The following is an 18,544-nucleotide window of genomic DNA, read 5'->3' as shown; positions in this document are numbered from 1 at the left end:
GGAGCTCCCAACGTGAGAGAAGGTGGAAGGGCGGTCAGCCCTTGACGGCACCCTGCATGATGCCGCCGACGATCTGCCTGCCGAAGAGCGCGAAGACGAGCAGCAGCGGCAGTGTGCCGAGCAGCGCGCCCGCCATGATCAGGGCCTGGTCGGGGGTGTAGCCCCGGCCGAGGCCCGCGACCGCGACCTGCACGGTCGGGTTGCCGGTCTGGGTCAGCACCAGGAACGGCCACAGGAAGTCGTTCCAGGTCTGCACGAACATCAGCATGCCCAGCACCGCCATGGCGGGACGGGCGGCCGGGAAGACCACGTGCCACATCACGCGCCAGCTGCTCGCGCCGTCCATCCGGGCCGCCTCGATCAGCTCGTCGGGCAGCGCCTGGACCAGGTACTGGCGCATGAAGAACACCCCGAACGCGCTCACCAGCGACGGCAGGATCACCGCCTGGAGCCGGTCCGTCCAGTCCAGCCGGGCGACCATCATGTACAGCGGGATCACGCTGAGCTGCGGCGGCACCATCATCGTGCCGATGACGATCAGCATCAGCGCGCCCCGGCCCCGGAACCGCAGCTTGGCGAAGGCGAACCCGGCGATCGTGGACAGGAACACGATCGTGGCCGCCGAGACACCGGCCACGAAGGTCGTGTTGAAGAACGCCTCACCGAGATTGGCGTCCGTCCAGGCGACCTTCAGGTTGTGGACGAGGTTCGAGCCGAACCAGAACGGCGGCGGGGTCTGCGCCAGCCGGTTGGTGTCGCGCGAGGCGGCGATCGCCGTCCACACCAGCGGGAACAGCGAGCCGATGGTGAACAGCGCGAGGACGCCGTAGGCGAGCGGGCCCGCGTGCAGCTGCCCGCCGGCCTGCGCCGCCTTGGGCCGCCGTACCCGCCGCGGCTCGCGCACCGCCGTCCCGGCGGGCTCGGTCAGGGTCGTCGTCACGGCCGCTTCTCCTTAACCACTCGCGCGCAGCCGGCGCGAGATGACGTAGTTGACGACGCCGATCGCGATCAGGATCAGGAACATCGTCCAGGCGATCGCGGAGGCTCTGCCCAGGTGCTGGTTGACCCAGCCCTGTTCGTACAGGTAGAGCCCGAGGGTCTGGAACTGGTGCTCGGCGCCCCCGGACGCCCCCTTGTTCTGGTCGAAAAGCAGCGGCTCACCGAAGACCTGGCTCGCACCGATCGTGGACACGACGCAGGTGAAGAGGATCGTCGGGCGCAGCGACGGCAGCGTCACATGGAAGAACTGCTGCCAGCGCGAGGCGCCGTCCAGCGCCGCCGATTCGTACAGGTCCTGCGGGATGGCCTGCATCGCGGCCAGGTAGATCAGCGCGTTGTAGCCCGTCCAGCGCCAGATGATGATCGTGGACACGGCGATCTGCGAGGGCCACTTGTCGTTCTGCCAGTCGATGTGCCCGGCCCCGACGGAGTGCAGCGCCCAGTTGATCATGCCGTAGTCGCGGCCGAAGAGCAGGACGAAGACCAGGGAGGCCGCGGCGATCGACGTCGCGTACGGTGCGAGCATCACGACCCGGTAGAAGGTCGAGGCGCGCAGCCGGTAGTTGAGGATGTGCGCCAGGCCCATCGCCATCAGCAGCTGCGGAACCGTCGAGATGATCCCGATGGTCAGGGTGTTGCGCGCCGCGTTCCAGAAGAAGTCGTCGTCGAAGATACGGGTGTAGTTGCGCAGCCCCACCCAGCTCATGTCGGTGGGCGCGGTCAGCTCCACCGTGTGCAGAGAGGCCCAGCCGGTGTAGAGCAGCGGGAAGAGGCCGAACGCGACGAACAGCAGGAAGAACGGGGAGACGAACGCGTACGGGCTCCAGCGCACGTCCCGCTGCCAGCGCCGCGAGAGCCGGGCCCGGCGGCCGTGCTCCGCCGCGTCGGGCGGGCCGGCGGCCGGGGCCGCGCCCCCCTCCTGGGCGGGGAGCGCGGCGGTGCCGTGCCGGGCGGTCATACCGGTCACTTCTCGAGGTTGTTGTCGATGGTCTTCGTCGCGGTCCTCCAGGCATCGGCGGGCGAGGTGCCCTTCGTCGCGAGGAAGACGCCGTTGTCCGTCAGGCCCTGCTGGATGATCTGGTCCTTCGGGCCGATCACCTGCACCGGGCTGTCCTTGGCCGCCTCGGCGAAGATCGTGCCGATCGGGGCGTCACCGAAGAAGTCGTTCTTGGCGCCGGTCACTTCGGGCAGCCCGTACGCGGCCTGGGCGCTCGGGAAGCTGCCCCGCTTGGCGAACAGCGTTGCCTGCTGCGCGGGCGCGGTCAGCCAGGCGGCGAGCTTCGCGGCCTCGGAGACGTGCTTGCCGGCCCTGGGCACCGCGAGGAACGAACCGCCCCAGTTGCCGCCCTTCGGCGCCTTGGCGACGTCCCACTGGCCCTTGGTGTCCTTGTTCGCCTTGGACGCGATGTAGCCGAGCATCCAGGGCGGGCAGGACACCGCCGCGAACCGGCCGTTGGCGAAGGCCTGGTCCCAGGTCGGCTGGAACTGGGTGAGCTTGCCGGTCAGACCGTCCTGGGCGGCCTTCGCGGTGAGGTCGAAGGCGGACTTCACGGCCGGGTTGTCCTTGTAGACGACCTTGCCGTCGGCGTCGTAGAACTTCTCGGTCTCACTGCCGAGGACCGCGTTCAGCAGGCCGCCGGGGGAGTCGAGGAAGGTGGTGCCCTTCGGGGCCTTCCTCCGGTACTCCTTGCCGACGTCGACGAACTTGCTCCAGTCGCCGGCCCACTTCTGCGCGAGCTGTTCGCGGTCGGTGGGCAGCCCGGCCTTCCGGAACATGTCCTTGCGGTAGCAGATGGCCATGGGGCCGATGTCGGTGCCGAGCCCGACCGTCTGTCCGTCCCTGGTCGTGGCCTGCTTCCACTTCCAGCCGAGGTAGTCGCCCTCCTTCACGCCCGAAACCTTCGACAGGTCCACGAGCTTGGCCGACTGGGTGTTCACGACCTCGGCGATGTTGCCGACTTCGACGCCCTGGATGTCGGCGAGACCGCTGCCGGTGGTGAGGTGGTTCACGAGGGCCGGGTAGTAGTTCTCGTTCCGCTCGGTGACGTTCTCCTGGATCTTGATGTTCGGGTGCAGCTTCTCGTACGCGGCGTAGAGGCCCGCCTCCTTGAAGCCGAAGGTCCCGAACAGTCCGAGGGTGATCGTGGTCGTGCCCTTGCCGCCGCCCGACGACGTGCCCGTGTCGTCCTTGCCGTCGTCGGCGCAACCGGTCAGCAGGCCCGCGCCCAGGGCGGCGACGGCCGCGAGGGCCACTGCCCTGCGGGCGGAGGGGGCAGACCGGCGCAGCCGGGTTCCACCCTGCGCGGGGTTGTCCCCCGCCCGGGCGGATCCGGGAGCTCGGGGGAGAAGCCGAGCGTGGGGGAGGGTACGTGCTCGCATTGCGTCCTCCAGTTGCCCTGACGTGCCGGCCCCCCGGCCAACTGCATTGCTGGGCCCGTTGGTTCTCGCTGCGGCTCGGGCGGGGAACGTGCGGGATGTGTAGGGGAGAGGTACTGTGGGAGCGCTCCCACTCGTGATGAGTTGAAGAGTCGCGGTTCGGCCCCGGGGTGTCAAGGGACCGGACGGGGCCAGTTGGCGCACCGATGGCCGGCCGGCCCCAGCTGTTACATTCCGCCTGAGATCCGGGGAGGCAGTCATGGCAGCTCACGAGGCCCAGCAAGCCGGTGGCGCCGGTGGCCCCCGCGGCAGGGGCGGCGGCCGGCCCACACTGGAGGAGGTCGCCGCGCGGGCGGGCGTGGGCCGCGGCACGGTGTCCCGGGTGATCAACGGCTCGCCCCGGGTCAGTGAGCACACCCGGGCGGCGGTGGAGGCCGCCGTCGCCGAACTGGGCTACGTACCGAACACGGCGGCGCGCGCGCTCGCCGCCAACCGCACCGACGCCATCGCCGTCGTCGTGCCCGAGCCCGAGACGCGCTTCTTCGCCGAGCCGTACTTCTCCGACATCATCCGCGGGGTGGGCGCCGCGCTCTCCGAGACGGAGATGCAACTGCTGCTCACCTTCGCGGGCGGCGACCGCGAGCGGCGCCGTCTCGCCCAGTACCTGGCCGCGCACCGTGTGGACGGTGTCCTGCTGGTCTCCGTCCACGCCGACGACCCGCTGCCCGACCTTCTCGCACAGCTGGAGATCCCCGCGGTGATCAGCGGACGCAGGTCCGCCGACGAGCCGCTGCCCTCCGTCGACTCGGACAACTTCGACGGTGCCCGGCAGGCGGTGACCCATCTGCTGGCCCGGGGCCGCCGCACCATCGCCACCATCACCGGGCGCCTGGACGTGTACGGCGCGGAGCGTCGCCTCGACGGCTACCGCGACGCGCTCGCCGAGGCGGGTCTCCCGGCCGCCGGCGACCTGATCGCCCCCGGCGACTTCACCGAGGAGAGCGGCCGCACGGCCATGTCCGGCCTGCTGTCCCGCCGCCCCGACCTCGACGCCGTCTTCGTCGGCTCCGACCTGATGGCCGCGGGCGCCCGACAGGTGCTGCGCGACGCCGGGCGGCGCATCCCCGACGACGTCGCCCTGGTCGGCTTCGACGACTCCGCGATCGCCCGCCACATGGACCCGCCGCTCACGAGCGTGCGGCAGCCGATAGCCGAGATGGGGCGGGCGATGACGGAACTGCTCCTCGCGGAGATCGCGGACGCCCGCCCGGCGGCATCACGACGGCTGGACCGGGCGCAGGTGGTACTGCCCACGGAACTGGTGGTGCGGGAGTCGTCGTGAACTCCCGGCGGTGTGCCGTGCCGACCGGGCGTCGAACCCGGCGGGGCCGGGGGAGTCGGGGGAGTCGGGGCGGGTGCCCGGGTGCGGAGCGGGTGCGTACGGGGCGCGGGTCAAGCGGGGCACGACAGTTGGGCTGGGGCTGGGGCTGGGGCTGGGGCTGGGGCTGGGGCTGGGGCTGGGGCTGGGGCTGCGGCGGGCGCGGGAGTCGGGCCGGGCCGGCGGTGGGCTGGGCTGTGTGCGGGGGCGGGCTCCTACGAGGTCCCGTGCCGCCGTGGGGCCGGTTCGGGTGTGGCTGCGTGGAGCCGGTGCGTGCGGGGCGCGGGGCGGGCCGGGGTCGCGCCGGATCGGCAAGCACGGCGGGTGGGCCGGGCCGGGCTGCGGCGGGCCGGGCGGGATCCCTTGTCCGGTCCTGCTCCGTAAGGGAGTTGGGCCGGCCCGGTGCCAGGCCGTGTGGGACCGGGCGCGGGCTTGGTCCGCGGGCGGAACGTGGGAAGCGGGACGCGGGAGGCGGGCCGTGGGGGTGAGCCGTCAGTTCTGGGGGTGCTGCTCGGGAGGTTCCGTGGCGGACTGGTGGTCCGACCAGACGTAGCTCTCGGGCAGCAGGCCGGTGACGGGGACCGAGCGGAGGCCGTCGCCCGGGCCGACGATGACCTCGATCGCGGGGAAGTAGTCCAGCAGGACCTGGCGGCAGCGCCCGCACGGAGGGATCACCCCGCGGCCCCGGTCACCCACGGCGACGATCGCCTCGAGGTCGTAGGCGCCCTGGCCGGCCGCCGCGCCGATGACGACGAGCTCGGCGCAGGGGCCTCCGGTGAAGTGGTAGGCGTTCACCCCGGTGATGATCCGGCCGTCCCCGGCGCGGGCCGCGGCGGCCACGGTGTGACTGTCGCCCCGGCAGTGGGTCCGGGCGACCTCGGTCGCGGCCTGGACGAGTTCATGGTCGACGGGGGTGGCCGGTGCGCTCATCTTCACTGCCTTCACGGGTCAGGGGTCACGGATCACGGGCGTCGGAGGGCGCCGTCCGTGCGGTTGCACGCCCCTCCATCCTCCGTCACCCCCGCCGCCCGCGAACGCCGGTCGCCGCCGGATCCCGTACCGGTGCGGACCCGTGCCGTACAGGTGATCCCCCGTGGCCGGGGACCCCGCACCGGGCGGTGCAGGGTCCCCGGGGCGAGCGGCGCGGGGTCCCCGGTCCGTGCCGGACGGTCTCCGTGCCGGACGGTCTCCGTGCCGGACGGTGTCCGAGCACCGGCCGGACCGGGGATCAGCGCTTGCGCGTCCTGCGTGCCAGCGTGAAGCGGTCGATCTCCTCGCCCGTCTCCGCGAGGCCCCGCACCTCCAGGGTCGCGGTGCGGCCGGGGGCGGCCGGGGTGACGCCGACGCGGATGACCGGTTTGCGCACGGCGACCGGCACCTGCCAGGAGACCGTCATCTCGGTGCGCGGGTCGGCGCCGAAGGCGAGGTGCCGGCCGAAGGGGGAGACGAGCGCACCGTCGACTTCTCGGTGGCGGGAGCGGCCTGCGGGGCCGCGGCCGGGGCGGCGGCGCTCGCCTGCCCCGGTACGAAGACGCCGCCCGCGACCGTGCCTAGGGTGACGGCGCCGCCGCGCATCAGGGTGCGGCGGGAGAATCTGCTCCGCAGATACTCGTGCTGCTCGGCCAGACTCATCCGCCCGGCCAGCTTCTCGGGTACGCCCATGCGTGGAATGTCCATGACCGATCAAGCTGATCGGATCAGGCGCCCCTGTGTCATCCGCCACATGAACGAACGCCGAACAGGCGCTCACGGGACCTTCACCCGGGCTTCCTGGGCCAGTTCGGATGTGGTTGCGCTGCGCACCTGCCCGATATCGGGCAGGATTCTTGCGAATCGCCGAGGCGTACTCCAGGATCAACGGGTGCACGACGAACTTGTTGATCATCTGACGCGCAGTACACCGCTGAACCGCGGCGAGGCGCTGCGGGTGATCCAGGACGTGCTCGCCTACTTCGACGAGACGACGGAGGACTACGTCCGTCGCCGCCACCGCGAGCTCCAGGGCCAGGGCCTGGTGAACTCGGCGATCTTCGAACGGATCGAGGCGGATCTGAAATACCGCGCGGTCGCGCCGCCGGAGCTCACGCTCAGGCAGCTGCGCCGCATGATCTACGGCTAGGGGAACCAGACTTTATGTGTGGAATTGTCGGATACATCGGTAAGCGGGATGTGGCTCCCCTCCTTCTGGAGGGCCTGCAGCGTCTGGAGTACCGGGGCTACGACTCGGCCGGCGTCGTCATCACCGGCCCCAAGGCCACCGGCCTGCGCATGGTCAAGGCCAAGGGCCGCGTCCGGGACCTGGAGGCCAAGGTTCCGGCCCGCTTCAAGGGCACCACGGGCATCGCCCACACCCGCTGGGCCACCCACGGCGCCCCGTCCGACGAGAACGCGCACCCGCACATGGACGCCGAGGGCAAGGTCGCCGTCGTCCACAACGGCATCATCGACAACGCGGCCGACCTGCGCGCCAAACTGACCGCCGACGGCGTCGAGTTCCTCTCGGAGACCGACACCGAGGTCCTCACGCACCTCATCGCCCGCGCCGGGGCCGACAAGCTGGAGGACAAGGTCCGCGAGGCCCTGCGCGTGGTCGAGGGCACGTACGGAATCGCCGTGCTGCACGCCGACTTCGCCGACCGCATCGTCGTCGCCCGCAACGGCTCCCCGGTCGTCCTCGGCATCGGCGAGAAGGAGATGTTCGTAGCGTCGGACGTCGCCGCGCTGGTCACCCACACCCGCCAGATCGTCACCCTGGACGACGGCGAGATGGCCACGCTCAAGGCCGACGACTTCCGTACGTACACCACCGAGGGCACCCGCACCACCGCCTCGCCGACCACCGTGGAGTGGGAGGCCGAGTCGTACGACATGGGCGGCCACGACACGTACATGCACAAGGAGATCCACGAGCAGGTCGACGCCGTGGACCGGGTGCTGCGCGGTCGTATCGACGACCGGTTCTCCACGGTGCACCTGGGCGGTCTCAACCTGGACGCCCGTGAGGCGCGTGCCGTCCGGCGCGTGAAGATCCTCGGCTGCGGCACCTCGTACCACGCGGGCATGATCGGCGCCCAGATGATCGAGGAGCTGGCCCGCATCCCCGCCGACGCCGAGCCGGCCTCCGAGTTCCGCTACCGCAACCCGGTCGTCGACCCCGACACCCTCTACATCGCGGTGTCGCAGTCCGGTGAGACCTATGACGTGCTCGCCGCCGTGCAGGAGCTGAAGCGCAAGGGCGCGCGCGTGCTGGGCGTCGTGAACGTGGTGGGCTCCGCCATCGCCCGTGAGGCCGACGGCGGCGTGTACGTGCACGCGGGCCCCGAGGTCTGCGTGGTCTCCACGAAGTGCTTCACCAACACCACCGTCGCCTTCGCGCTGCTCGCGCTGCACCTGGGCCGCACCCGCGACCTGTCCGTGGCGGACGGCAAGCGGATCATCGAGGGCCTGCGCAAGCTGCCCGGCCAGATCGCCGAGATCCTCAAGCAGGAGGACGAGATCAAGCAGCTGGCCAAGGAGTACGCCGAGGCCCGCTCGATGATGTTCATCGGCCGGGTGCGCGGCTACCCCGTCGCCCGCGAGGCCTCGCTGAAGCTGAAGGAGGTCTCGTACATCCACGCCGAGGCCTACCCCGCGTCCGAGCTGAAGCACGGCCCGCTCGCGCTCATCGAGCCCGCGCTGCCGACCGTGGCGATCGTCCCCGACGACGACCTGCTGGAGAAGAACCGCGCCGCGCTGGAGGAGATCAAGGCCCGCAGCGGCCGTATCCTCGCCGTCGCGCACCAGGAGCAGGAGAAGGCCGACCGCACGGTCGTCGTGCCGAAGAACGAGGACGAGCTCGACCCGATCCTCATGGGCATCCCGCTCCAACTCCTCGCCTACCACACCGCGCTGGCCCTGGGCCGGGACATCGACAAGCCGCGGAACCTGGCCAAGTCGGTGACGGTGGAGTAGTCGTCCCCGTACCTCCACCCACGGGCTGTACGTCCGTGCGGACATGAGCGATCCCTGTGCGAGCCACCGGCGCACAGGGATCACTCTTTTCACGCGTCGGGGTCACCCTCCCCCGCGGGCGGGGGACCCCCGTCCCCGACTGCGTGCGTGCTGCCTCAGCCGGTGGCCGTCACACCCCGGCCGGCAGCGCGTCCGGGCAGGGCCGTCGGCCAGCTCGCCAGGGCCGCCGTCGCTCCGTACCAGGCCGCGAGGCCGGCGACCGCCGCCACCCAGCCGGCCACCTTGGCCAGGCCGGACGAGCCGCCGAACTGCGCTATGGCCAGCAGCAGCATGGAGACGAAGAGCAGCGCGTACATCCCTCGGGTGAGCGTCCCGGCTCCGGAGGCGCCGAGCGTCAGGCTGAGCGCGACGAGGGCGAACAGCAGCAGGAAGAGCCCCGATGCGTGGTCGGAGGCCTTCGCACCGGCCGAGACGCCCCAGGTGAACCAGAGCGCGCCCAGGGCGGCGAAGGAGGTACCCGTGAACCCGTCGCCGCCGCGCAGGGCGAGCAGGCCGGCGATGAACAGGGCGATGCCGCCGACGTAGGTGGCGAGCGAGACGGCGTCGGCCGCCGTCACCCCGCTGATCACCTGGGTGTTCCCGAGCCCGAAGGCCAACAGGGTGATTCCCAGGGCGAGATGACCGAGAGTCGAGGTGGTGCTTCCCGCAGAGGCGTCGTTGCTCACGGCGGGCTCCCTTCGTATGCAGTGGTGCCGCGTGGTGCCGGACCGTACCGGGATGATTGCGGTCGGTGACGCTTATGTACCCTTCACAAGGGCACAAACCACCTCTACGGGAAAGTAATTTAGCCGTGGACCACTATGGGGGGTCGCGCGTGGAATCCCCCATCCCACCTGGGAGAACGGTGAGTTGCGGGGCAAGGTCCGGGAAGGTTACGGAATGACGACGACCGGGCGCTGTGCGCGCCGCGCGAGGCGGCCGGCGACCGAGCCGAAGATCCGGCCGACGATCCCGTGCGTGGATCCGACGACGATCGCGTCCGCCTCGTACTCCCTGCCGACCTCTTCGAGTTCATGGCAGATGTCGCCGCCGCGCTCGACCAGGATCCAGGGGACTTCGGACAGATAGTCCGCGCAGGCGAGTTCCAGCCCGAGCACTTCGGTGCGGTGGTCCGGTACGTCGACGAAGACCGGTGGCTCGCAGCCGGCCCACACGGTGGTCGGCAGCCGGTTGGCCACATGGACGATGATCAGGCCCGAGCCGGAGCGGTGGGCCATGCCGATGGCGTACGCGAGGGCTCGCTCACTGGAGTCCGAGCCGTCGAAGCCGACGACGACGCCGTGCTTGAAGGCGGGATCGCAGGGGTGTCGTGTTTCCTCTGCCGCCAGGGGGTCGGCCGTGGGGTCGGCGACCTGCCGCTTGCGGTCCGCGGGTTCGAAGAATTCGTGACCGGCCATCGGTGTCTCGGCGAAGGGAGTCCTCTGAGGGGAACGGGGCGATTCGTGAGATCTGCGGATCTGGAAGACCTGGGGGATCCGTGAGGATCTGAGGATCTGGAGATCTGAAGGATCTGGACGGGTCGGCTGTCTGGGAATCATCTTCCCAACCCCATACCCCCAAGGGTACGGCGACACTCCTTTCCTGCCCAGAGCCAGCACAGGCCGCACGGCGTTCACCGGAGCATGCATGAACCGCGCCGGTATGGCAACGGTTGCTGCCCTGTACAGCCTGTTTGCGACCGGTTTCAACGAACGGCGGTACGCGGGGGTGACCACGCCGCCGGATGCGCGTTGAACCGGGGAAGCCACTCCCAGGGAGCGCATGTGCCCGGACCCTCCGCCGTCCCCTCGTCACCGTCCGTGTCCGGCGACGGCCGTCCGGCCGCGCCGCGCACGGGCCCGGCGGCGGCATCCGGAGTGCGCCCCCGCACCCCGGTGAGCGAGGTCGTGCGCTGGGGCGCCTTCGGCTGCGCCGTCGTCCCCGTGATCCTCATCTGCTCCGGTGCGTCGGCTGCGGGCGTGATCGGCGTGACCCTGGGGCTCGCCGCGGCGACGGCCGTCTGCCGGGTGCTGCTGCGTGAGTCGGAGCGCGCTCTGAATGTGTCGAAGCGGGCGTCGCGGGGCAGGAAGTACGCCGGTTGACTGACCGGTTTTTGCGCATGCACCCGACTCTTTTCAGCCAACTTCACCCAGGGGGGCATCCCTTGGCCGAACAGCCCCCCAACCGCCGTTCCACCTGCGCCGAAAGCCCTTCGGGAGGCGCTTGTACCCTACGTGGACCGGCCACTGAGTGGAGGCGGACTTCCCCCTGGGGTCCGTGAGTGCAACGCTTCGTGATCGAATGCTTCGCGCCAAGTTGCCATGTCGACAATCTGCCGGGTGGTGAAGTGGTCACCCCGGAAACACGGGACACAGTAGATTCGATCATGACTGTCTTATGTCGGGGGACACGTGCAGGACCAAGGGGAAACGTGCAGGAGCGACACAACCGAGGAGCCGCGACCACCGAGGGGGGCTTAGCACCATGAGCCACGACTCCATCGCCGCACCGGAAGCGACCATGCGGAAGCTGTCCGGGCGTCGCCGCAAGGAGATCGTCGCCGTGCTGCTGTTCAGCGGCGGCCCCATATTCGAGAGTTCCATCCCACTGTCCGTGTTCGGCATCGACCGCCAGGACGCCGGGGTCCCCCGCTATCGCCTGCTGGTCTGTGCCGGCGAAGAGGGACCGCTGCGCACCACCGGCGGACTCGAACTGACCGCGCCGCACGGACTGGAAGCGATCTCGCGGGCGGGAACCGTCGTCGTACCGGCCTGGCGCTCGATCACGGCGCCACCACCGGACGACGCGCTGGACGCGCTGCGCCGCGCGCATGAGGAGGGTGCCCGGATCGTGGGGCTGTGCACGGGAGCTTTCGTGCTGGCCGCCGCCGGGCTGCTGGACGGCCGACCGGCCACCACACACTGGATGTACGCACCGACGCTGGCCAAGCGCTATCCGTCCGTGCATGTCGATCCGCGTGAGCTGTTCGTCGACGACGGCGACGTGCTCACCTCGGCCGGCACCGCGGCCGGGATCGATCTGTGTCTGCACATCGTGCGGACCGACCACGGCAACGAAGCGGCGGGCGCCCTGGCGCGCCGGCTCGTCGTGCCACCCAGGCGCACCGGCGGCCAGGAGCGCTATCTCGATCGGTCTTTACCGGAGGAGATCGGCGCCGACCCGCTCGCCGAGGTCGTGTCGTGGGCGCTGGAGCACCTCCACGAGCAGTTCGACGTGGAGACGCTGGCGGCGCGCGCGTACATGAGCAGGCGGACGTTCGACCGCCGCTTCCGCTCCCTGACCGGGAGCGCCCCGTTGCAGTGGCTGATCACCCAGCGGGTGCTCCAGGCGCAGCGCCTGCTGGAGACGTCCGACTACTCGGTCGACGAGGTGGCGGGCCGCTGCGGCTTCCGGTCACCGGTGGCCCTGCGCGGCCACTTCCGGCGCCAGCTCGGCTCCTCGCCCGCCGCCTACCGGGCCGCGTACCGCGCCCGCAGGCCGCAGAGCGAGAAGCAGGCCGACACGGGAGGACCGCAGCCGGTGCAGGGCCCGGGTGTCGGGGTCGTCGCGGGCGTCGCGTCGGCCGCGGTCGGACACCCGGGCGGGCACGGCGCCGGGCACGGGAACGGGCACGCGATCGGCCATGCCGCGCACTCCGGCCACCCCGAGGTCCCGGCCCAGGCCCGGCGCACGGCAGCCGTCGCGGCCGCCGGGCCACTGGGTGCCTCGGCCTCGGTGACCGACCACGGGCGGCACATCGACGACGCGTATGCGTCCGGGGTCCCGGTCCGGGCAGGCCTGCCGGGCCAGCGCATGGGCTGACGAGCCGGTCCGGCCGGTCGTCCGGGGCCTTCCGGCCCGGTCGGCCGGCCGTTCCGTCCGGCTGCCCCGGCTCGGACCGGCCCGTTTCATCGGTCGTCCTGGCCGGTCGGGGCCGGGCGACCGGTCGTCCCGGCGCACGGGCCGGCTCCGCCCGTCGGACTTCTCGGTTCGGTGGGCCGGCTCCGCCCGCCGGTTCTCCCGCGTGGTGGGCCGCCCCACCGTCGGTTCCGGCTCGATTCCGGCCGACCCGTCACGGGTCGGCCGTCCGACATGTCCGGACGACGGGCCCCGCTCTCCCGGCCGTCCGCGCACAGCAGGCCGAAGAACGGCGAGCGCGCCGTAGGGTTAGACGCATGAACGATCGCATGGTGTGGATCGACTGCGAGATGACCGGGCTCTCGCTGGCGAACGACGCGCTCATCGAGGTGGCGGCTCTGGTCACCGACTCGGAGCTGAACGTGCTCGGCGAAGGGGTGGACATCGTGATCCGCCCGCCGGAGCATGCGCTGGAGACGATGCCCGAGGTGGTGCGGCAGATGCACACGTCCTCGGGCCTCCTCGACGAGCTCGCGGGCGGTACGACGCTCGCCGACGCCGAGGCGCAGGTCCTGGCGTATGTGAAGGAGCACGTCAAGGAACCGGGGAAGGCGCCGCTGTGCGGCAACTCCGTCGGCACGGACCGCGGCTTCCTGCTGCGGGACATGCCGGCCGTGGAGGAGTACCTCCACTACCGGATCGTCGACGTCTCCTCCGTGAAGGAGCTCGCCCGGCGCTGGTACCCCCGGGCCTACTTCAACAGTCCGCCGAAGAACGGCAACCACCGGGCCCTCGCCGACATCCGCGAATCCATCGCCGAGCTGCGCTACTACCGCGAGGCGATCTTCGTGCCGCAGCCCGGCCCCGACTCGGAGACCGCGAAGACCATCGCGGGACGGCACACCCTGCCCGCGGAGTAGGCCCGCGCACGCCCTGCCGAAAAGGTGTGCGCGAGCACCCTTCAGAACCCTGTACACTTTTTCTCGGCCGGTCGGGGAATCCACTCGGAGAACCGCCGGTCATGGTGGGTGTAGCTCAGCTGGTAGAGCACCTGGTTGTGGTCCAGGATGCCGCGGGTTCGAGTCCCGTCACTCACCCTGAAGGGATCGCCCCCTGATCTGTGGCAACAGGTCAGGGGGCGATCTTGTTGTTCCCGTGGTCGAACTGTGGTCCACGGCACGGCTCCTCACACGCTCCTGCAGCCCGGTCACGGCGACGACGCCGTTCGCGGGGCCTTCCGGTTCGTCGCGCGGCGGGAACTGCGCAACCTCCGCGGCATTGTGTGCAACCCGAGTATCGCGTTGACGAAACCTTCACAGGCAGGCAAAGATCACCCGACTGATCCAACCGCCCAGGGGAGGCTGACCATGAGGTCGCGAGGCAAGAACCGGCTCATCACGTTCCTGACGACAAGTGCCCTGCTGGCCGGCGCATCCCTCACCTTCGGGGCGAACAACGCGGCGGCGGCCGACTTCACCTTCGAGAAGGGCAAGCTGTGGGACGACGGCTCCTTCACCGTCGTCGCCTACAACAACGGTAAGTACGCGGGCCTCGCGGAGTGGAACGCCGACCCGGGCGTGGACGCTCCCGGCGACGCGTTGCGGGCCGTCGACCCCCTGGCGGACGGCTGGGGTGTGGAGGCCCACCTCCTGGACCCGTCCCGTGTCGCGTCGACCCGTGGGCACGACGCCCGCTACATCAGCCCCTGGAAGTCCGGCGACATCCCCGAGGGCACCAAGGTCTGGGTGAGGCTCTGCATGGTCAAGGGAGACCTCGAGGACTGCACCATCTTCTACTCGGGTCACGCGTAACGGCTGGGGGTGACCCCGGGCCCTCGTGGTTCGGGCTCGGCAATCCCCACACGAAAAGCCCTCGCCGGGCGCTCCGGGCGAGGGCTTTTGCGTTGCCGGGCGTGCCGGGTGGCCCCGAAGCGGGCCGCTCAGCGCCCCCGCTCCCTGGGCGGCCGCGGGCGCCCTGTCCTGCGCCAGATCAGTCGCATCCCGAGTGCCAGGACGACCAGTGCCACCAGGACGACGGCGGCCTTGAGCGCGCGGTCCAGCAGCAGGTGCTGCAGGAGATCGGACGACGCCGCCACGGCGGTCACCGTCCTTCGCCCCGTCGGCGCGCCCGCTGGTACGCCCCGCTCTGCCGGCCCTCCAGTCGGCGGGCCGCGGCGCGCAGCCCGGCCCGCACCGCGGGGTCCGCATACCGCCGCACCTGGTCGAGCCTGCCCCTGCGCCTCAGGGCCAGGGCCACGGTGAAGAGCACCAGGGCCAGTACGACGAGACCGCCCACGACCAGGCCGAACCTGATGAGCATGAGGTTGAGGTACGTCTCCATGAAGAGCCTCCCGTCGGTTGTATCACGCTTGTGATATATCCTGTTGTATCACAGGCGTGATAGAAAGGCTCCATGCCCAAGTACGTGGACCCGGAGGCCCGCCGCCGTGACGTCGTCGACGCACTGTTCCGGGTCGTCGTCCGGGACGGTCTGCAGCGCGCCTCCCTGCGCGCCGTCGCCGACGAGGCGGCGCTCAACATCGGCTCCCTGCGTCACTACTTCGCCGGCCAGCAGGAGTTGATGACCTTCGCCATGCAGTCGATGCTCGACCGGGTCGGCGGTCGGCTGGTCCGGCGCGTCGAGGAGATCGGCGATCTGGGCAGCCATCCCGGGCCGGACCGGCTCCGGCTCGCGGCCGGCCTCCTGGCCGAGCTGCTGCCTCTGGACGACGACCGCCGCGCCGAGGTCACCGTCTTCCTCGACTTCAACACGGCCGCCCGCACCAACCCGGCCCTCCAGGAGCTGTCGCGCCAGGCCGCCGAAGGCGCGCGAGGACTGGTGCGCCGCCTGCTCACCCGTCTCGACGAAAGCGGCACCCTCGGCCCCGGCCGGGACCTCGGCATCGAGACCGAGCGCCTGACCGCACTGCTGGACGGGCTCGGTCTCGGCGCCGTGCTGCACCCGGAGGTCGTGAGCGCGCAGACGTGCCTGTCCGCGCTGCGCGCGCACCTGGCCGATCTGACCTCGCCCGCAGCGGCGTTGGACGCCGCAGGCTGACCCTCGGCGGCCCTGCACGCCCTGCGCCCACGCCGGGGGTCGCCGAGGCTGCATGGCGAATCCCTGCGGCGAACGTCACGCGCCGAGCCCGGCGGTCCCGGACGCCCCACCGGCCCCGGACGCCCCGCGCTGCCCCGCCGGGCCCGTACGCCCCGCGCCGCCAGCGCACGTCGCAGTCGCGCGCCGCACACCGAGCGCCGACCCGCGTCGGCCCCCGGCGTCACATCCGCTTGAGTACCGCCTGCTTCGCCGACGCGAACTCGTCGTCCGTCAGGACGCCCGAGCGGTGGAGCTCCCCGAGATCGCGCAGTCGGCGGAGCAGTGTGTCGTGGTCGTCGGCCGGCGCCGTGGCCCCGGCGGCGGGTGCGGCGGCCGGCTGCGGGGTGCCACCGGACGGATGCGGCAGACGGGCCTGGACGGCGGCGGCGATCAGCGCCATCAGCGGGTCCTTCTTGAAGCCCCAGAGTTCGACCGCGTTCGGGTCGTACTTCGGCGGGGACTTCGTGGGCGAGTTCTTCGCGGTGAAGCGGAGGCAGCCGTTCTCCAGGCCGGCCGCCGGCTGCCACTCCACGGCCAGGATGTCCTCCAGCGGGAGGGAACGCCCGCCCCCGGCCGCCTTCGCCTCCTCCGTCTTCCAGTTCCACTCCAGCCGGACCGTCTCGCCGTCGAAGCTCGCCGTGCCGTCGCCGGCGGAGACCGAGAGCGGGACCGACGGGCCCGGCAGCACATACGAGTCGACCGCGGACGACGGCACCTGCTCCAGCAGGAGGGTGTCCCGTACCTCGTCCACGAAGTACTCGGCGACGCCGTAGCGGTCCGGGTCGACGGTCAGCTGGTAGGGGTCGGCGGCGTCCTTCAGCCTGCCGCCCGTCACCTGGAGCAGCGGGTCCGCCCCGTCCCGCAGACGGATCCTCAGCCGTCCCGACTTGCGGCCCTGTTCGAAGGAGATACCGGCCAATGCCTGCCGCGGGACGGCCAGTTCACCCAGCGTGCTGCGCAGCAGACTCACGGACTTGTCACGGCCGGGCACCAGCCGCAGCGTGTCGCCGTCGAACGTCCACGTACCGTCGCGCTGGATGATTTCCGCCATACGGAGATTCTGTCACCCCCGCCCGCCGGGAAGTGGTCTACACCTTGACCCCCGCTGGGGCGGACGGTACCCATGGTGGGCGACCGGTTGCTCAGCACCACAGATGCGAACCCCTGCGAAGCTCGTGGAAGGGACCGTTTGTGAGACAGCACCAGCACCACAAGGCCACCCGGGCGTTCGGCTCGCTGCTGCTCGTCGCGGCCGCCGGGCTCTTCGGCCTGGGAGCCGCCCCGCCCGGGGCCACCGGCGCATCCGCGAAGGCCACCCCGCTCGGCGGCGTCGTTCCCGCCCCCGCCTCCGTGCACCCCGGGGGACCCGCGTACGAGATCACCGCGAAGACCCGTATCCGCGTCGCCCCCGGATCGGGCGAGGCGTGGCGTATCGGCTCCTATCTCGCCGGGGTGCTGCGGCCCTCCACCGGCTACCGGCTGCCCGTCACCGCAGCCGACGGCCGCGACGGCATCCGTCTCGAACTGAGCGAGCGGGAGGGCGCGCTGGGCGACGAGGGCTACCGGCTCTCCTCCGGCGGGGACGCCGTCACCGTCACCGCCCGCAGACCGGCCGGACTCTTCCACGGAGTGCAGACGCTGCGTCAGCTGCTACCCGCGGCCGTCGAGAAGGACGTGCGGCAGCCGGGCCCCTGGCCGGTCGCGGGCGGCACCGTCCAGGACACCCCGCGCTATGCGTACCGCGGCGCGATGCTCGACGTGTCACGGCACTTCTTCACCGTCGAGCAGGTCGAGCGGTACATCGACGAGCTGGCGATGTACAAGGTCAACACGCTCCATCTGCATCTGAGCGACGACCAGGGCTGGCGCATCGCGATCGACTCCTGGCCGCGGCTCGCGACGTACGGCGGGTCCACCCAGGTCGGCGGGGGGCCGGGCGGCTTCTACACCAAGGAGCAGTACCGGGACATCGTCCGCTACGCCGCCTCGCGTTATCTGGAGGTGGTCCCGGAGATCGACATGCCGGGGCACACGAACGCCGCCCTCGCCTCCTACCCGGAGTTGAACTGCAACGGCACCGCCCCGCCCCTCTACACGGGCACCGACGTCGGCTTCAGCTCGCTGTGCGTGCCCAAGCCGGTGACGTACGACTTCGTGGACGACGTGATCCGCGAGCTGGCCGCGATCACCCCGGGCCGTTATCTGCACATCGGCGGTGACGAGGCGCACTCCACCAGCCACGAGGACTACGTGGCCTTCATGGACAAGGTGCAGCCCGTCGTCGCCAAGTACGGCAGGACGGTCATCGGCTGGCACCAGCTCACCGGTGCGCACCCGGCGCCGGGCGCGGTCGCCCAGTACTGGGGCTACGACGACACCGGCGCGGCCGAGCGCGCACAGGTCGCGGCCGCCGCGCAGCACGGCACCCGGCTCGTCCTGTCCCCGGCGGACCGCGCCTACCTCGACATGAAGTACAACCCGCAGACCGAGCTCGGGCTTGCCTGGGCGGGCTATGTGGAGGTGCAGCGCTCCTACGACTGGGATCCGGGAACGTATCTCGCGGGTGCGCCCGCCGACGCGGTCCTGGGCGTGGAAGCACCGCTGTGGTCCGAGACCCTCACCAAGTCCGCGGACATCGAGTACATGGCGTTCCCGCGGCTGCCCGGCATCGCGGAACTGGGCTGGTCCCCGGCGGGCACCCACGACTGGGACGCGTACAGGGTGCGGCTCGCCGCCCAGGGGCCCCGGTGGGACGCCCTCGGCATCGCCTACTACCGGTCGCCGCAGGTGCCCTGGCCCACGGACTGAGCACAAGGGGGAGGGCGCCCCCGGAGGGACCGTGGTCCG

Annotated in this window: 18 protein-coding genes, 1 tRNA gene and 1 pseudogene; 10 read left to right on the top strand and 10 right to left on the bottom strand. The window is 71.2% G+C overall.

Features of this window, described 5'->3' with window-relative positions; translation table 11 throughout:
- Positions 1–34: 34 nt before the first annotated feature.
- The 3 genes from ACWCP6_RS15155 to ACWCP6_RS15145 are packed head-to-tail and all read right to left on the bottom strand — an operon-like array spanning position 35 to position 3,378.
- The gene (locus ACWCP6_RS15155; protein ID WP_450932875.1) at positions 35–940 is read right to left on the bottom strand and encodes a carbohydrate ABC transporter permease; all 906 of its coding nucleotides are present in this window, start codon (positions 938–940) and stop codon (positions 35–37) included.
- Positions 941–952: 12 nt separating this feature from the next.
- Entirely contained in the window at positions 953–1,957 is a 1,005-nt protein-coding gene (locus ACWCP6_RS15150) for a carbohydrate ABC transporter permease (protein WP_450933054.1), read from the bottom strand.
- A 5-nt stretch (positions 1,958–1,962) separates the two neighbouring features.
- The gene (locus ACWCP6_RS15145; RefSeq protein ID WP_450932874.1) at positions 1,963–3,378 is read right to left on the bottom strand and encodes an ABC transporter substrate-binding protein; all 1,416 of its coding nucleotides are present in this window, start codon (positions 3,376–3,378) and stop codon (positions 1,963–1,965) included.
- A gap of 256 nt (positions 3,379–3,634) precedes the next feature.
- On the opposite strand from ACWCP6_RS15145, the gene ACWCP6_RS15140 reads away from it, so the two are divergent.
- Positions 3,635–4,717, top strand: coding sequence for a LacI family DNA-binding transcriptional regulator (locus tag ACWCP6_RS15140; protein WP_450932873.1), 1,083 nt, complete (start codon positions 3,635–3,637; stop codon positions 4,715–4,717).
- Positions 4,718–5,245: 528 nt separating this feature from the next.
- Here the strand turns inward: ACWCP6_RS15140 and ACWCP6_RS15135 are convergent.
- Together ACWCP6_RS15135 and ACWCP6_RS15130 are read right to left on the bottom strand one after the other, a co-directional pair.
- Positions 5,246–5,683: a cytidine deaminase family protein gene (locus ACWCP6_RS15135; RefSeq protein ID WP_450932872.1), complete on the bottom strand. Its 438-nt coding sequence runs from the start codon at positions 5,681–5,683 to the stop codon at positions 5,246–5,248.
- 405 nt (positions 5,684–6,088) lie between these two features.
- A pseudogene (locus ACWCP6_RS15130) lies at positions 6,089–6,415 on the bottom strand (fibronectin type III domain-containing protein); the annotation flags it as partial.
- 199 nt (positions 6,416–6,614) lie between these two features.
- On the opposite strand from ACWCP6_RS15130, the gene ACWCP6_RS15125 reads away from it, so the two are divergent.
- Both ACWCP6_RS15125 and glmS read left to right on the top strand, forming a co-directional pair.
- The gene (locus ACWCP6_RS15125; protein WP_450932871.1) at positions 6,615–6,872 is read left to right on the top strand and encodes a hypothetical protein; all 258 of its coding nucleotides are present in this window, start codon (positions 6,615–6,617) and stop codon (positions 6,870–6,872) included.
- A gap of 14 nt (positions 6,873–6,886) precedes the next feature.
- Entirely contained in the window at positions 6,887–8,704 is a 1,818-nt protein-coding gene (gene glmS, locus ACWCP6_RS15120) for a glutamine--fructose-6-phosphate transaminase (isomerizing) (RefSeq protein WP_450932870.1), read from the top strand.
- 155 nt (positions 8,705–8,859) lie between these two features.
- Here the strand turns inward: glmS and ACWCP6_RS15115 are convergent, their stop codons facing one another.
- Positions 8,860–9,429, bottom strand: coding sequence for a GPR1/FUN34/YaaH family transporter (locus tag ACWCP6_RS15115; RefSeq protein ID WP_450932869.1), 570 nt, complete (start codon positions 9,427–9,429; stop codon positions 8,860–8,862).
- Between the two features lie 207 nt (positions 9,430–9,636).
- Positions 9,637–10,161, bottom strand: a complete 525-nt coding sequence (locus ACWCP6_RS15110; protein ID WP_450932868.1) for a universal stress protein — start codon at positions 10,159–10,161, stop codon at positions 9,637–9,639.
- A 366-nt stretch (positions 10,162–10,527) separates the two neighbouring features.
- Between ACWCP6_RS15110 and ACWCP6_RS15105 the strand changes: the two genes are divergently transcribed.
- The 5 genes from ACWCP6_RS15105 (at position 10,528) to ACWCP6_RS15085 (ending at position 14,412) form a co-directional block, all read left to right on the top strand.
- Positions 10,528–10,845: a hypothetical protein gene (locus tag ACWCP6_RS15105; RefSeq protein ID WP_450932867.1), complete on the top strand. Its 318-nt coding sequence runs from the start codon at positions 10,528–10,530 to the stop codon at positions 10,843–10,845.
- 382 nt (positions 10,846–11,227) lie between these two features.
- Positions 11,228–12,565: a helix-turn-helix domain-containing protein gene (locus ACWCP6_RS15100; protein ID WP_450932866.1), complete on the top strand. Its 1,338-nt coding sequence runs from the start codon at positions 11,228–11,230 to the stop codon at positions 12,563–12,565.
- A gap of 353 nt (positions 12,566–12,918) precedes the next feature.
- Positions 12,919–13,521 carry an oligoribonuclease gene (gene orn, locus ACWCP6_RS15095; RefSeq protein WP_450932865.1) on the top strand — a complete coding sequence of 201 codons (603 nt, stop codon included), beginning with the start codon at positions 12,919–12,921 and terminating at the stop codon, positions 13,519–13,521.
- 104 nt (positions 13,522–13,625) lie between these two features.
- A tRNA-His gene (locus ACWCP6_RS15090) sits at positions 13,626–13,698 on the top strand.
- Between the two features lie 270 nt (positions 13,699–13,968).
- Complete coding sequence (locus tag ACWCP6_RS15085; RefSeq protein WP_450932864.1) at positions 13,969–14,412, top strand: hypothetical protein; 444 nt, start codon at positions 13,969–13,971, stop codon at positions 14,410–14,412.
- Between the two features lie 128 nt (positions 14,413–14,540).
- Here the strand turns inward: ACWCP6_RS15085 and ACWCP6_RS15080 are convergent, their stop codons facing one another.
- Both ACWCP6_RS15080 and ACWCP6_RS15075 read right to left on the bottom strand, forming a co-directional pair.
- Positions 14,541–14,696: a hypothetical protein gene (locus ACWCP6_RS15080; RefSeq protein WP_450932863.1), complete on the bottom strand. Its 156-nt coding sequence runs from the start codon at positions 14,694–14,696 to the stop codon at positions 14,541–14,543.
- Between the two features lie 5 nt (positions 14,697–14,701).
- Positions 14,702–14,941: a hypothetical protein gene (locus tag ACWCP6_RS15075; protein WP_450932862.1), complete on the bottom strand. Its 240-nt coding sequence runs from the start codon at positions 14,939–14,941 to the stop codon at positions 14,702–14,704.
- 72 nt (positions 14,942–15,013) lie between these two features.
- Between ACWCP6_RS15075 and ACWCP6_RS15070 the strand changes: the two genes are divergently transcribed.
- Positions 15,014–15,658, top strand: a complete 645-nt coding sequence (locus ACWCP6_RS15070) for a TetR/AcrR family transcriptional regulator (RefSeq protein WP_450932861.1) — start codon at positions 15,014–15,016, stop codon at positions 15,656–15,658.
- A gap of 220 nt (positions 15,659–15,878) precedes the next feature.
- Here ACWCP6_RS15070 and ACWCP6_RS15065 read toward each other — a convergent pair whose 3' ends face one another.
- A complete protein-coding gene (locus ACWCP6_RS15065; RefSeq protein WP_450932860.1) occupies positions 15,879–16,748 on the bottom strand; it encodes a DUF4429 domain-containing protein in 870 nt (289 codons plus the stop codon).
- A 140-nt stretch (positions 16,749–16,888) separates the two neighbouring features.
- Between ACWCP6_RS15065 and ACWCP6_RS15060 the strand changes: the two genes are divergently transcribed.
- Positions 16,889–18,505 (top strand): beta-N-acetylhexosaminidase, encoded by a 1,617-nt coding sequence (locus ACWCP6_RS15060; protein ID WP_450932859.1) that lies wholly within the window; start codon positions 16,889–16,891, stop codon positions 18,503–18,505.
- The last annotated feature ends 39 nt before the right edge of the window (positions 18,506–18,544 follow it).

This window comes from Streptomyces sp. NPDC002004 (assembly GCF_053593975.1).
The sequence above is the reverse complement of the archived record's forward strand: the minus strand, read 5'-3'. Positions and strand labels throughout refer to the sequence as shown.

What these genes read in the sequence shown, in the direction of transcription:
- ACWCP6_RS15065 (WP_450932860.1), bottom strand. Translation starts at nt 16,748, where the DNA reads ATGGCGGAAATCATCCAGCGCGACGGTACGTGGACGTTCGACGGCGAC.
- ACWCP6_RS15150 (WP_450933054.1), bottom strand. Translation starts at nt 1,957, where the DNA reads ATGACCGCCCGGCACGGCACCGCCGCGCTCCCCGCCCAGGAGGGGGGC.
- ACWCP6_RS15070 (WP_450932861.1), top strand. Translation starts at nt 15,014, where the DNA reads ATGCCCAAGTACGTGGACCCGGAGGCCCGCCGCCGTGACGTCGTCGAC.
- glmS (WP_450932870.1), top strand. Translation starts at nt 6,887, where the DNA reads ATGTGTGGAATTGTCGGATACATCGGTAAGCGGGATGTGGCTCCCCTC.
- orn (WP_450932865.1), top strand. Translation starts at nt 12,919, where the DNA reads ATGAACGATCGCATGGTGTGGATCGACTGCGAGATGACCGGGCTCTCG.
- ACWCP6_RS15145 (WP_450932874.1), bottom strand. Translation starts at nt 3,378, where the DNA reads ATGCGAGCACGTACCCTCCCCCACGCTCGGCTTCTCCCCCGAGCTCCC.
- ACWCP6_RS15135 (WP_450932872.1), bottom strand. Translation starts at nt 5,683, where the DNA reads ATGAGCGCACCGGCCACCCCCGTCGACCATGAACTCGTCCAGGCCGCG.
- ACWCP6_RS15075 (WP_450932862.1), bottom strand. Translation starts at nt 14,941, where the DNA reads ATGGAGACGTACCTCAACCTCATGCTCATCAGGTTCGGCCTGGTCGTG.
- ACWCP6_RS15100 (WP_450932866.1), top strand. Translation starts at nt 11,228, where the DNA reads ATGAGCCACGACTCCATCGCCGCACCGGAAGCGACCATGCGGAAGCTG.
- ACWCP6_RS15140 (WP_450932873.1), top strand. Translation starts at nt 3,635, where the DNA reads ATGGCAGCTCACGAGGCCCAGCAAGCCGGTGGCGCCGGTGGCCCCCGC.
- ACWCP6_RS15110 (WP_450932868.1), bottom strand. Translation starts at nt 10,161, where the DNA reads ATGGCCGGTCACGAATTCTTCGAACCCGCGGACCGCAAGCGGCAGGTC.
- ACWCP6_RS15085 (WP_450932864.1), top strand. Translation starts at nt 13,969, where the DNA reads ATGAGGTCGCGAGGCAAGAACCGGCTCATCACGTTCCTGACGACAAGT.